Below are 12725 nucleotides of genomic sequence, written 5' to 3'. Positions count from 1 at the left end.
TGGTCTCCGCCATTCTCGTGGTCCCATCGAGAGAGAGGAACATCGAGCCCGGGCAGTGTGACCGAGATCTCCGACCCAGACACTCCGCCGCTGGACTCGCTTCCTGAATAGCCAGTAAGGTCCGAACCGCCGATGGGGTAGTCAACGCCTAAGGCGGTGCGTTGCGGGTCGGCAGGAGGGTGTCGCGTGCTAGAGAGTGTCTTCGGGGTGCGTCCGACCCTCCTATTGGAATTGATCACGATTCCGCTGTTCACGGGCGTGATCGGCTATATCACCAACTGGACCGGCGTGCTCATGCTGTTCAAGCCGATCCGGTTCCACGGATTCCGGCTGCCCGGTTTGGCCGCGGTGTTTCCTTTGCTGCCCAAGCGGATTCAGGTGCTGCCGCTGCTGCAGTACGACGGGCGGATCGGCTGGCAGGGGATCGTTCCGTCGCGCGCCGACAAGATGGCCAGCATCGCCGTCGACAAAGGACTGGCGAAACTCGGGAGTGTCGCGGATTTCTATCGCGAACTGGAACCGGACAAGCTCGCTGAACATTTTGTTGAAATTGCCGATCTTCAGATTCGCGGCATTGTCGAGGACATCCTCAAACGCGAACATCCACAGCTCTGGTACAACCTGCCGACAGGTGTGCGGGAGATGGTCCACAACCGCGTGCGGGAACAGTTGCCGGATATTCTCCGAGAACTCACCGATGAACTCGGCAAGAACATCGATCAGCTGCTGGACGTCAAGTCCATGACCATCCGCTACTTCCAGGCGCGGCCGCAGATGCTGAATTCCGTGTTCCAGGTGCTCGGCGCCAAGGAACTCCGATTCATGCAGAACTTCGGCTTCTACTTCGGCGCGCCCATGGGTCTGGTGCTGGTCGGCATCCTGCACTGGTCGCACTGGTCGTCGCTGGTCGTGCTGCCGGTCGGCGGGGTGATCATCGGCTGGGTGGTCAACTGGATCGGCATCAACCTGATCTTCGAGCCCGCCTATCCCAAGTGGTGGTGCCCGTGGCGGCAGGGCCTGCTGATCAAACGGCAGGACGAGATCACCGAAGGCTACGCGGCGCTGGTGGCCAGCGAGATCATGACCGTCGCCAATATCGGCGACGAGCTGCTCAACGGCCCGCGCGCCGACCGCACCATGCAGATGCTCACCGACACCCTGCGCCCGGCCGCCGACCGCGCGCTCGGCCCGGCCCGCTCGGTGGTCAAGTTCGCCCTGGGCAGCCGGGAGTACGACACCCTGCAGGACACCCTCACCACCGAGGCGATGACCATCGCGCCGATCGCCTTCGCCGACCCCGCGTTCAACGTGCGACAGGGCGTGCAGGTGCAGGAGTACATCGCCAAACAAATGTCGGCGCTGCCCCCGCCGGAGTTCGTGGACATGCTGCGTTCGGCCATCAAACAGGACGAATGGCTTTTGTTCGTCCATGGTGGCGCGCTGGGGCTCTTCGCCGGTTACGCTCACCTCCTGATCTTCGGAACAGGAGTCGCCACCACATGGATATGACCGAATCCTCCTCTGGCGAGGACGATCCCGCCGATCCTTCCACCGTCATCGCTGTTCGCGAGCCGGCGCAGCTGCCGGTGCCGGTGGATTCGGGCGAGCGGCGGGGTTCGGCCGGACCGGTGCGGGCCGCCACGGGAGTGGTTCGGGTGGCCATGTCGGCGGCGGTCGAGGCCAGTTTCTGGAGTCTGCACACCGCGCTCGGGGTGACCTCGGTGGTGCTGCGCGGCAGCATGGCCGGGCAGCCGCCGCGCGAGATCCTCTCCGACGCCGGCGCGCAGGTGCGGCAATCGGTCCGGCAGGCGCTGGGCGTGCCCGTGCCCGAGGACCTCGACGCCGCAACCGATTCCGGGCACACGGCGCTGCTGCGCGCCCGCGGCGCGGAACTGCTGCGCCGGTCCGCGGACTTCCACGCCGATGACGACACCCACCACCACACCGCCTACTCGCGCATCCTGGGCGAACTCGCGCCCGACGAGGCGCGCATCGTGCGGCACCTGTACCTGGACGGGCCGCAGCCCGCGGTCGAGGTGAAGACCGGACGCAGCTCCTACCGGGGCGTCTTCAACCTGCTGGGCGAGGACGCGGCCCTGCGCTACCCGAACCGGATCGACGAGTACCTGGCCAATCTGGACCGGCTCGGACTGCTCGACGTGACCCGCGAAGCGCTGGGCAACCCCAACCGGTACCAGCTGCTCGAGGCCATGCCGGAGGTGCGGCGGCTGCTCAAGCGGGCGAGCTTCGGCACCAAGGTGCTCTACCGCACCGTCGAATTGACCTCGTTCGGCGCGGGTTTCGTCCGCACCTGCCTGCCGGTTCCCTCACTCGACCCGCAGGTGCTCGAACAGCACGGATAGATTCTCGAACAGCGCGGATGGATGTCCACCGCGTTCGCAAACAATCAATCGCCGTCCACCACCAGGGTGAACGGCGATTGTCGTTGGAGCTCAGGCGTTGCCGTTGGAGCTCAGGCGTCTTCGGCCAGTTCCAGCCAGCGCTCCTCGGTGGTCTCCTTCTCGGCCTGCACCTGCTTCAGTTCGGCTCCCAGCTTCACCAGCTTGTCCGGCTCGGTGGCCGCTTCGGCGAGTGCCGCGTGCAGCTTCTCCTCGCGGTCGGTGAGCTTCTCCAGCGCGCGTTCCAGCTTGGCCAGTTCCTTGCGGGCGGCGCGGTAGGCGGCCGAATCCGTGGCCGGGGCCGTGGAATTCGCGGCGGCGGCCGGGGCGGCGGAGCGGGCCGGGGTAGCCGGGCCGCCGCTCAGCGCGGCGCGTTTGCGCAGGTATTCCTCGATGCCGCCGGGCAGGTTGGTGAGTTTGCCGTCGCCGAACAGCGCCCAGGTGGTGTCGCAGATGCGCTCGATCAGGTAGCGGTCGTGGGAGATGACCACCATGGTTCCGGCCCAGCCGTCGAGCATGTCCTCGAGCTGCTGCAGGGTGTCGATGTCGAGGTCGTTGGTGGGCTCGTCGAGCAACAGCACGTTCGGCTCGGCCATCAGGATGCGGGTGAGCTGCAGGCGGCGGCGCTCGCCACCGGACAGGTCGCGCACCGGGGTGCGCTGTTTGGCCGGGGTGAAGCCGAGTCGCTCGGCCAGCTGACCGGCGCTGATCTCCTTGTCGCCCAGCATCATTCGCTGCGCCACGTCCTGCACCGCCTCCAGGACACGCATGTCCAGCGGCAGGTCGTCGAGTTCCTGGCGCAGCCAGCCGATCTTGACGGTCTGGCCCTGGATCCGCTTGCCGGACTGCAGGTCCCGCTCCCCCGCGAGCGCGCGCAGCAGGCTGGTCTTGCCGGAGCCGTTCACGCCGACCAGGCCGACACGTTCGCCGGGCGCGAGCCGCCAGGTCAGGTCCTTCACCAGTTCCCGGCCGTCCGGGAGGGCGAGAGTGGCGTCCTCGAGCTCGATCACCACGCGGCCCAGGCGCTTTCGCGCGAAGGAGGCCAGTTCGACGGTGTCGCGCGGGGCGGGGACGTTGGCGATCAGGGCCTCGGCGGCCTCGATCCGGTAGCGCGGCTTGGAGGTGCGAGCGGGCGCACCACGGCGCAGCCAGGCCAGTTCCTTGCGGGCCAGGTTCTGGCGGCGAGCCTCGCTGGCGTCGGCCTGGCGAACGCGTTCGGCGCGGGCGAAGATCCAGTCGTTGTAGCCGCCGTCGTAGGTCTCCACCTTGCCGCCCTGCACCTCCCAGGTACGGGTGGCGACGGTGTCGAGGAACCAGCGGTCGTGGGTGACGACCACCAGGGCGCTGCGGCGGGCGAGCAGATGCTCGGCCAGCCACTGCACGCCCTCGACGTCGAGGTGGTTGGTGGGCTCGTCGAGCACCAGCAGGTCCAGCTCACGGACCAGGGCGGCGGCCAGCGCGGTGCGGCGGCGCTCACCGCCGGAGAGGTTGGCGACCGGGGTGTCCATGCCGAGATCGGCGATGCCGATGCCCTCGACCACGGAACGGATCCGGGGGTTGGCCGCCCATTCGTGCTCGGCGACGCCGTCGGTGCGCTGATCCTCGGCCAGGCCCGCGAGCACGACATCGCCGACCGTCGCGTCCTCGGGGAGGACGCCGCGCTGGGTGACGACCGCCATGCGCAGGAATCCGGCCCGGCTCACCCGGCCCGAATCCGGCTCTTCGAGACCCGTCAGCACCTCGAGCAGCGTGGTCTTGCCGCCGCCGTTCAGACCGACGACACCGATCCGCTCCCCTTCCTGAACCCCGAGGGACACCTTGTCGAGCAGCGGCTTGACGCCGAAGCTCTTACTGACGGTTTCCAGGTTGATCAGGTTGGCCACGGAACTGTCCCGCCTCTCCGGGTCTTTTGACGAACCGTAAGAGCCTACTCACCCGCCGTGGCGGGCCGGCGGTCGCGTTCGCGGAGACTCGGCCCAGTTGCCCCGAAGCTCACGAAATCAGTTGTCGCCCATGATGCGGCGCGCGCCCGGGACCGGGCCGTGGGCGGTGCGGACACTGCGGGCGACGCCCGCGCCCGCGAGCTCGGCGGCGACGGCGACCGCGGCCTCCTCGCTCTCGCACAGGAAGGCGCAGGTCGGGCCGGAACCCGAGACGATGCCCGCCAGGGCTCCCGAGGTGACGCCGGCCCGCAGGGTGCGGCGCAGGTCGGGCTTCAGCGAGAGCGCGGCGGCCTGGAGGTCATTGCCGAGCAGCGGGGCGAGCTGGGTCGCGTCGCCGGAGGCCAGGGCCTGGAGCAGGTCCTCGGGGCTGCCGAGGCGCGGCGGGTCACCGGCCTCGCGGAGGCGGTCGAGTTCCTTGAAGACGGCCGGGGTGGACAGGCCGTCCTTGGCCAGGGCCAGCACCCAGTGAAAGGTGTTGCGGGACAGCACCGGGAGCAGTTTCTCGCCGCGGCCCCGCCCGAGCGCGGTGCCGCCGTGCAGGGAGAACGGGACATCGCTGCCGAGTTCGGCTGCGATATCAGACAATTCGGCCCGGCTGAGGCCGAGTTCCCACAGGTCGTTCAACCCGACCAGGGCCGCGGCGCAGTCCGCGCTGCCGCCTGCCATCCCACCGGCCACCGGAATCCCCTTGGTGATCCCGACTTCCACCAGCGGCGCCCGGCCCGCCTGATCGGCGAGCCGGACCGCCGCCTGCCAGACCAGGTTGGTGCGGTCGGTGGGGACCTCGTCGGCGCCCTCGCCGGTCACCTTGACCCGCATGGCGGCGGCCGGCGCGATCTTCAGATCATCACTGAGCGAAAGGGCTTGGAAGACGGTGGTGAGGTCGTGGTACCCGTCTTCACGCAGGTCACCCACCCCGAGGTGCAGATTCACCTTCGAAGGGGCACGCACGATCACAGGGCTCGGCACAACTGACAGCACGGGCCAAGCCTAATGGTGCTCAGAGCAGCGCACCGCCCGTGGCGTCGATCCATTGGCCGGTGACCCAGCGGCTGTCGTCCGAGGCCAGGAACGCGACGATATCCGCGATCTCGGCGGGCTCGGCCACGCGATTCAGTGGTGACTTCGCCGACACCGCCGCCATGGCCGCGTCGTTGCGCAGCCAGTCGGCGTTCATGTCGGTGTCCACCACGCCCGGCGCCACCGCGTTGACGGTGATGCCGCGCGCACCGACCTCCTTGGCCAGCACCGAGGTGAAGGCGTCGATCGCGCCCTTGGTCATGGTGTAGGCGAGCAGTTCCGGCATGCCGGCGCCGCGGGTGAGCCCGGTGGAGACGTTGACGATGCGCCCGCCGTCGCGCAGCCGGTCCAGGCCCAGCTTGGTGACGAAGAACGGGGATTTCGTATTGACGGCGAAGACCCGGTCGAAGGCCTCCTCCGAGGTACCCCCGATGGGTTCCCGGACGCCGTCGGTGCCGGCGTTGTTGACCAGGATGTCGAGGCCGTCGGCGTGGGCGTCGAAGGCGGTCCACAGTGCTTCGGCGTCGCCGGGCACGCCGAGGGTGGCGGCGAACGCGAAGGCCTGGCCGCCCGCGGCCTCGATGCTCGCGACGGTCTCCTTGGCGGCGGCCGCGTTGCCGTTGTAGTGGACGCCGACCCGCGCACCGTCGCGGCCGAGGCGCTGCGCGATGGCGCGCCCGATTCCCCGTCCGCTGCCGGTGACCAGTGCCGTCTTGCCGGAAAGTGCGCCCATGACCTTGTCCTTCGTTCGACGGCCACATTCTTTAGTGACCGTTACAGAAAGCGACGATAACACATGTGTAGCGGTCGTTATAAAATTGCTGGCATGGCCACAACCACCCGGGGTCGCCCCCGCTCGTTCGACCGCGACGCCGCCCTCGACCAGGCGCTGCGGCTGTTCTGGCAACGCGGCTACGAGGCCACCTCGGTGAGCGACCTGACCAAGGCGCTCGGCATCGGAGCACCCAGCCTGTACGCGGCGTTCGGCGACAAGCGGAGACTGTTCGACGAGGTCCTCACCGCCTACGGCATGAGTTACGGCGGCTTCGCGGCGCGCGCGTTCGCCGAGGAGCCGACCGCCCGCACCGCCGCGGAGCGCACCCTGCGGGAGGCCGCGGCCGAATACGCCCGACCCGGACAGCCACCCGGCTGCCTGGTCATCCACGCGGGTACCAACACCACCAATGATGAAGTGCTGCAACTGCTTCAGAAGCTGCGCAATGACAATATCGACGCCTTCGAGCGGCGGATCCGCGAGGACGTGGCCGCCGGACGCCTGCCCGCCGGCACCGATGCCCGGGCCCTGGCCCGCTACACCGGGGCTGTCATGCAGGGCATGTCCCAGGCCGCGCGGGACGGCGCGAACGAGGGTGAGCTGCGCCGAGTGGCCGCGTTGGCCATGCTGGCCTGGCCCGAGTGAATTTCTCGGATCAACCGCTTGCGCCAGGTACCCATGGGGGGTATGTTTCTCGATGTTGGGGATACCCCCTCACCGTATGAGAAGCGAGCGAAGGAGACCACCATGGCCACCAGCACCTACACCGTCACCGGGATGACCTGCGGCCACTGCGTCGGTTCGGTGCAGAAGGAGATCGGCAAGATCGACGGTGTCACCAGCGTGGACGTGGATCTCGCCAGCGGTCTGGTCACGATCGAGTCGGCCGCCGACCTCGGCGACGCCGATGTGATCGCCGCCGTCGACGAAGCGGGTTACGAGGTGGCCAGGTGAACGATCGACTGAAGTTCGCCGCCTTCGGTGGCGGACTGGTCGTCTTGTTCGGAGCCGCGCTCGGCATCGGCGCCCTGGTGGGCGACCGGTCCGGCGCGGCCCCGGCCGAGGCCGCCGACCACTCTCAGCACGAGACCGCCGCGCCGACCGGCCTGCAGGACAGCCTCTCCGGCTACACCCTCGGTGAGATCAGCGCCCCGGCCACCCCCGATCAGCAAGGCGCGCTGCGCTTCCGGATCACCGGACCGCAGGGCACCGTCACCCGGTACGACAACCTCCACGACAAGGACCTGCACCTGATCGTGGTCCGCTCGGACGCGAGCCAGTTCCGGCACGTGCATCCCACCCGGGCCGCCGACGGCACCTGGTCGCTGGACTGGAAGTGGGCCGCGCCTGGCAGCTACCGGGTGTTCGCCGACTTCTCCCCCGCCGGCGGGCCCGGCGAACTGGTCCTGAGCCGCACGGTCGCGGTCGCGGGCAATGTGACCGACAAGCCGCTGCCGCCGGTCTCCACGACCGCCGACGTGGACGGGTACCGGGTCACCCTCACCGGTGATCTGACCACCGCGGGCAGCGAACTGACCTTCAGCGTCACCCGGGACGGCAAGCCGGTGACCGACCTGCAGCCCTACCTCGGCGCCTACGCGCACCTGGTAGCCCTGCGGGCCACGGACCTGGCCTACCTGCACGTCCACCCCGAGGGCGAGGTCGGCACGACCGCCCCCGGCCCCGACGTCGCCTTCCACGCGCAAGCGCCCAGCGGCGGCGAGTACCGCCTGTACCTGGACTTCCAGCACGGCGGCGCGGTCCATACCGCGGAATTCACCGGCACCGCATCCACCGCCGCACCCGCTACGGGCGCGCCCGCATCACACGGAGGAGGTCACTCATGAGCGCCCCGGCTCCCGAGCGTTCGATCGAACTCGATATCGGTGGAATGACCTGCGCCTCCTGTGCTTCCCGGATCGAGAAGAAGCTCAACCGGATGGACGGTGTCACGGCGTCGGTCAATTACGCGACCGAGAAGGCGAAGGTCAGCTTCCCCGACTCGGTGACCGCCGATGACCTGATCGCCAAGGTCGTCGACACCGGCTACACCGCGGCCGTGCACCACACCGAACCGGTGAAAACCGAGGCGGCCGAGACCGATTCGGCCCCGTCGGCGGCGGATCTGTTGCGGCACAAGCTGCTGGTGACGCTCGCGTTGGCGGTCCCCGTGGTCGCCATGGGCATGTTCCCGGTCTTCCAGTTCACCAACTGGCAATGGCTCTCGCTCACCCTGACCGCGCCCATCGTGGTGTGGAGCGCGTCCCAGTTCCACCGGGCCGCGTGGGTGAACGCCAAGCACGGCGCGGCCACCATGGACACGCTGATCTCGCTGGGCACGCTGGCGGCGTTCAGCTGGTCGGTGTACGCCCTGTTCTGGGGCAATGCCGGAATGCCCGGCATGAAGCACCCGTTCAGTTTCGTCATCGAGCGCGGTGATTCGTCCTCGGCGCTGTACTTCGAGGTGGCGGCCACCCTGGTCACCGCCATTCTGGCGGGCCGCTATTTCGAGGTGCGGTCCAAGGAGAAGGCCGGGTCCGCGCTGCGGGCGCTGCTGGAGCTGGGCGCGAAGGACGTGTCGGTGCTGCGCGGCGGCGTCGAGACCCGGATTCCCATCGGCGACCTGCGGGTCGGCGAGGAGTTCCTGGTCCGTCCCGGCGAGAAGGTCGCCACCGACGGTGTTGTGGTGAGCGGCAATTCGGCGCTCGACATGAGCATGCTGACCGGTGAATCGGTGCCGGTCGAGGCGGGCCCCGGCGATCAGGTGGTGGGCGCGACCGTGAACGCCGGCGGTCTGCTGACCGTCCGCGCCACCCGGGTCGGCGCGGATACCCAACTGGCGCAGATGGCTTCGCTGGTCGAGGACGCGCAGAACGGCAAGGCGCCGGTGCAGCGGCTGGCCGACCGGGTGGCGGGTGTGTTCGTGCCGATCGTCATCGCGATCGCGGTGGCGGCGCTGGGCTTCTGGCTCGGCACCGGCGCGGCGGTGGCGACCGCGTTCGGCGCGGCCGTCGCGGTGCTGATCATCGCCTGCCCGTGCGCCCTCGGCTTGGCCACACCCACCGCGCTGCTGGTCGGCACCGGGCGCGGCGCGCAGCTGGGCATCCTGATCAAGGGCCCGCAGGTGCTGGAGTCGACCCGGCGGATCGACACCGTGGTGCTGGACAAGACCGGCACCGTCACCACCGGCAAGATGGCGCTGGCGGAAGCGATTCCGGGGTCCGGCGTCGATGCCGACGAGCTGCTGTCGGTGGCCGCGGCCGTCGAGCACGGCTCCGAGCACCCGGTCGCCAAGGCCGTGGTCGCCGGTGCCGCCGAGCGCGGACTCGACACCGAGCGGGTGGAGCAGTTCGTCAGCCACGGCGGTAAGGGCGTGCAGGGTCTGGTCGGCGAGCGGGCCGTGGTCATCGGGCGCACCGAGCTGATGGCGGACTGGTCGATCACGGTGCCGGACGTCCTGGCGGACGCCAAGACTCGCGCCGAGCAGGCCGGTCAGACCGCCATCGTGGTGGCCTGGGACGGGCAGGCGCGCGGCGTGCTGGTCATCGCCGACGCGGTGAAACCGACCAGTGCGCAGGCGATCTCGGAGATGAAGGCGCTCGGGCTCACCCCCGTGCTGCTGACCGGCGACAATGCCGCGGCCGCCCGCACCGTGGCGGATCAGGTCGGCATCGCGGAGGTCATCGCCGAGGTGCTGCCCAGCGACAAGCTGGACGTGGTGAAGAAGCTACAGGACGAGGGCAAGGTGGTCGCCATGGTCGGCGACGGCGTCAATGACGCGGCCGCCCTGGCCCAGGCCGATCTGGGCCTGGCCATGGGCACCGGCACCGATGTCGCCATCCAGGCCGCCGACCTCACCCTGGTCCGCGACGACCTGCGGGCGGTACCCACCTCGATCAAGTTGTCCCGCGCCACATTGCGCACCATCAAGGGCAACCTGTTCTGGGCGTTCGGCTACAACGTGGCGGCCATCCCGCTGGCCGCCGCCGGCCTGCTGAACCCGATGCTCGCCGGCGCCGCCATGGCGCTGTCCAGCGTGTTCGTGGTCAGCAACAGCCTGCGGCTGCGCCGCTTCCGCGGGTGACCCGGCACCGCGTCGGCAGGTGAGTCACGGCGACGGGCCGCTCGGATCGCACGATCCGGGCGGCCCGTCGCGGTCGTCGCCCTGCGCTTCGCTGTCATCGTGTTGAATGTCGGGTGTCCACCGCCGCCCCCTCTCGAGGAGCTTCGTTGACCACCATCGCCGAATACCTGGCCTCCGCCCAGATCCAGGCCGCCCCGGTCGACCCCGCGGCCCCCGGCGCGCCGAAGGTCACCGTCGGCGTTCCCGAAGGCTGGCAGCAGGTCCCGCCGCAGATGTTCCCCGGCTCGTTCGGCGTCTGGACCCAGCCGCCCGTCGACGGCTGGGCCGACAACGCGGTCCTGCTGGTGGCGACCTTCACCCCCGCCGTCGACCCCGCCGAACTCCTCACCCACGCCTTCGACGATGCCCGCCAGCTGCCCGCGTGGAAGGACATCGACACCGACACCGCGGACTACGACGGCCTCCCCTCGGCCGCCATCACCGGCACCTACGAGGTCCAGAACCTCACCCTGTGGGCCTACAACCGCTACATCATCGTCGACTCCGACAAGGGCCAGTACCTGGTCCAGCTCACCATCACCACCCGCAACGACAGTGACGGCAGCGCCCCCACCGCCATCCTCGAGGGCCTGTCCATCTCGGCGTAGCTACCGCTCCCACACCCCACCGGCGAGAAAGCGATCCCACTGCTCGCCGGTGAACACCAATGCGGGCCCACCGGGGTCCTTGGAATCACGGACCCCGACCCCACCCCGGCCCAGGAATGCGACCTCGACGCATTCCTGACCGCCGCCGGATCGACTGGACTTGAACCATTCCGCCTGGGACAGTTCATCGTTCACTTTCGAATCTCCTCGCTATTTCCCGGAGCAGCGACCGGCTGATATCCGCCTCGAGCGCGGCACCCGTCAACGTCCGGTGTGCCGCACGGTACCGGTCTACGTCGCCGCGCTCTTCGAAATACATTCCGCCGGTGTAATTCTCGGCGAAGACGACAGTAGGCTCCACGCCGCCACGCGAATCCATCGCGAAATCGAGGATCACGAACGGAGCCATCCCCACTCCGAGGGGAAGTCCGGTGTGGAACGGCAGCACCCGGATCGAAATGTTCTCGGCCGTCCCCAGATCGGCGAGGTGCCGCAATTGGGTGGTCATGGTCTGTGGGGAACCCACCACAGTGCGGAGCACGGCTTCGTGAAGCACGATATCGGCTTTGGCCGGGTTGCGCTTCCGCTGGAGAATGGCCTGCCGACGGGTACGGAGTTCGATCCGGCGGTCGATTTCCGCGGGACTGTCCTGCGGGAAATAGGCACGGTCCATCGCGCGGGCGTACTCGGCGGTCTGAAGTAACCCGGGCACCACCAGTGGCTGGTAGAAGGACAACCCGGCCGCCCCGGCTTCCAACCCGAGATAGACGTTGAACCCGGCCGCGATCAGATCGGTGAACGGATACCACCACGATCGTGTACTGGCCTGGGCCGCCAGGTTCTTCATGACTTCGGTGCGCTCGTCGGACAGTCCGTAGAGCTGGCACAGATCAGCCACCTCGCGGGTACGGACCCGTTCGGCCTGTCCCTTTTCGACCCGCCCGAGCGTGGATTTGCCCCACTCCATGTGTTTCGCGGCCTGCTCGAGGGTGAGGCCCAATCCCTCCCGGGCCTCACGAAGCGCGCGGCCGAGTTGGCGGCGCGGCAATGTCGAACCGGCGCTGTGATCTTCGGACAACGGCTACCCCCTTGGTCCGCTACGGCCTCGAGGTCTTCCCATTCCGGGAACCAGGGTAAGACCCTCCCGGGCTGGGAACTGCGAGTTCGCAGAATTTCCACGGGTTCCCCGGGGTGTGCCGTACGACCCGCCGTGCCCGGTGACGCTCAGCGCATCACCGATGACAAGGAGGGACCGTAATGCCCTGGGATGCATGGGCCCTGATGACGATCGCTGCTCTCTGCGGCGGCGTGATCGTGTGGTCGTGGTGGGGGTTCCACCTCGAGAACCGCAGCGCGGCCGCCGACCACCTCCGCCTCTCGATCATTACCGGTGGCTTCCTCGAAGTCCCCCAGCCGCCCGGCCTACCAACCGGTCGCCACCGCCGGACGCGAAGCCGATCACGCTCGCGCTCAAACCATCCCCAGCCATCCACACACGAGACTCACCCATGACCCCCGCCGAGGTGGCCGTCCTCACCGCACTCAGCCCCGACCGCACTCTCACCGCCGCCCAAGTCCAGCTCGCCGCAACGCTCACTGCGTGGCGTACGCGCAACGCCTTGGCCCATCTCGAATCCCGTGGCCTGATCGTTCCCAGTCATCCGCGCGGTCGCTGGCGGATCACCCCGCGCGGCCGCGCGGCGCTCACCTCGAAAGCGAGTAGGTTTCGTTGATCCGGTCGCGTCCGACAGCGGGTGTGTCAGTGCTGAACTGGCCTGAACCACCACTACTGCTGCTCAATTGGCGATGATTCGATGATTCGCGGCGGGTTGTGGAGGAAGAAGCCAGCCGGGGTTG

The 12725-nt window shown here is 68.7% G+C and carries 13 protein-coding genes and 1 pseudogene; 8 read left to right on the top strand and 6 right to left on the bottom strand.

The window, feature by feature from the left end:
* Positions 1 to 186: 186 nt before the first annotated feature.
* Positions 187 to 1509, top strand: coding sequence for a hypothetical protein (locus tag ACFYTS_RS09745; protein ID WP_387302543.1), 1323 nt, complete (start codon positions 187 to 189; stop codon positions 1507 to 1509).
* On the top strand, positions 1500 to 2363 hold the full coding sequence (locus tag ACFYTS_RS09740; RefSeq protein WP_387302541.1) for an Abi-alpha family protein: 864 nt from the start codon (positions 1500 to 1502) through the stop codon (positions 2361 to 2363). The genes ACFYTS_RS09745 and ACFYTS_RS09740 overlap by 10 nt, the downstream gene beginning before the upstream one ends.
* A 110-nt stretch (positions 2364 to 2473) precedes the next feature.
* Here ACFYTS_RS09740 and ACFYTS_RS09735 read toward each other — a convergent pair whose 3' ends face one another.
* From ACFYTS_RS09735 to ACFYTS_RS09725, 3 genes are all read right to left on the bottom strand, one after another.
* Complete coding sequence (locus ACFYTS_RS09735; protein WP_357280440.1) at positions 2474 to 4282, bottom strand: ABC-F family ATP-binding cassette domain-containing protein; 1809 nt, start codon at positions 4280 to 4282, stop codon at positions 2474 to 2476.
* Positions 4283 to 4399: 117 nt separating this feature from the next.
* The gene (locus ACFYTS_RS09730; protein ID WP_387302538.1) at positions 4400 to 5323 is read right to left on the bottom strand and encodes a 4-(cytidine 5'-diphospho)-2-C-methyl-D-erythritol kinase; all 924 of its coding nucleotides are present in this window, start codon (positions 5321 to 5323) and stop codon (positions 4400 to 4402) included.
* Positions 5324 to 5342: 19 nt separating this feature from the next.
* Positions 5343 to 6095 (bottom strand): SDR family oxidoreductase, encoded by a 753-nt coding sequence (locus ACFYTS_RS09725; RefSeq protein WP_387302536.1) that lies wholly within the window; start codon positions 6093 to 6095, stop codon positions 5343 to 5345.
* 93 nt (positions 6096 to 6188) lie between these two features.
* Between ACFYTS_RS09725 and ACFYTS_RS09720 the strand changes: the two genes are divergently transcribed.
* The 5 genes from ACFYTS_RS09720 (at position 6189) to ACFYTS_RS09700 (ending at position 10868) form a co-directional block, all read left to right on the top strand.
* Positions 6189 to 6782, top strand: coding sequence for a TetR/AcrR family transcriptional regulator (locus tag ACFYTS_RS09720; protein ID WP_387302534.1), 594 nt, complete (start codon positions 6189 to 6191; stop codon positions 6780 to 6782).
* A gap of 102 nt (positions 6783 to 6884) precedes the next feature.
* Positions 6885 to 7091 (top strand): heavy-metal-associated domain-containing protein, encoded by a 207-nt coding sequence (locus ACFYTS_RS09715; RefSeq protein WP_357280451.1) that lies wholly within the window; start codon positions 6885 to 6887, stop codon positions 7089 to 7091.
* Complete coding sequence (locus ACFYTS_RS09710) at positions 7088 to 7984, top strand: hypothetical protein (RefSeq protein ID WP_357280453.1); 897 nt, start codon at positions 7088 to 7090, stop codon at positions 7982 to 7984. Before ACFYTS_RS09715 ends, ACFYTS_RS09710 begins: the two co-directional genes overlap by 4 nt.
* Positions 7981 to 10221, top strand: coding sequence for a heavy metal translocating P-type ATPase (locus ACFYTS_RS09705; RefSeq protein WP_387302532.1), 2241 nt, complete (start codon positions 7981 to 7983; stop codon positions 10219 to 10221). The genes ACFYTS_RS09710 and ACFYTS_RS09705 overlap by 4 nt, the downstream gene beginning before the upstream one ends.
* Positions 10222 to 10367: 146 nt before the next feature.
* Positions 10368 to 10868, top strand: a complete 501-nt coding sequence (locus ACFYTS_RS09700; protein ID WP_357280459.1) for an LpqN/LpqT family lipoprotein — start codon at positions 10368 to 10370, stop codon at positions 10866 to 10868.
* Here ACFYTS_RS09700 and ACFYTS_RS09695 read toward each other — a convergent pair whose 3' ends face one another.
* From ACFYTS_RS09695 to ACFYTS_RS09685, 3 genes and pseudogenes are all read right to left on the bottom strand, one after another.
* Positions 10869 to 11063: a DUF397 domain-containing protein gene (locus tag ACFYTS_RS09695; RefSeq protein ID WP_387302530.1), complete on the bottom strand. Its 195-nt coding sequence runs from the start codon at positions 11061 to 11063 to the stop codon at positions 10869 to 10871. It lies immediately after the preceding gene.
* A complete protein-coding gene (locus tag ACFYTS_RS09690) occupies positions 11053 to 11715 on the bottom strand; it encodes a DUF5753 domain-containing protein (protein ID WP_387302879.1) in 663 nt (220 codons plus the stop codon). Before ACFYTS_RS09690 ends, ACFYTS_RS09695 begins: the two co-directional genes overlap by 11 nt.
* Before the next feature lie 15 nt (positions 11716 to 11730).
* Positions 11731 to 11916 (bottom strand): annotated as a pseudogene (locus tag ACFYTS_RS09685) (helix-turn-helix domain-containing protein); the annotation flags it as partial.
* Positions 11917 to 12376: 460 nt separating this feature from the next.
* Between ACFYTS_RS09685 and ACFYTS_RS09680 the strand changes: the two are divergent.
* A complete protein-coding gene (locus ACFYTS_RS09680; protein ID WP_387302528.1) occupies positions 12377 to 12601 on the top strand; it encodes a hypothetical protein in 225 nt (74 codons plus the stop codon).
* Positions 12602 to 12725: the final 124 nt, after the last annotated feature.

The organism is Nocardia sp. NPDC004151, assembly GCF_042874235.1.
Classification (GTDB): domain Bacteria; phylum Actinomycetota; class Actinomycetes; order Mycobacteriales; family Mycobacteriaceae; genus Nocardia.
The sequence above is the reverse complement of the archived record's forward strand: the minus strand, read 5'-3'. Positions and strand labels throughout refer to the sequence as shown.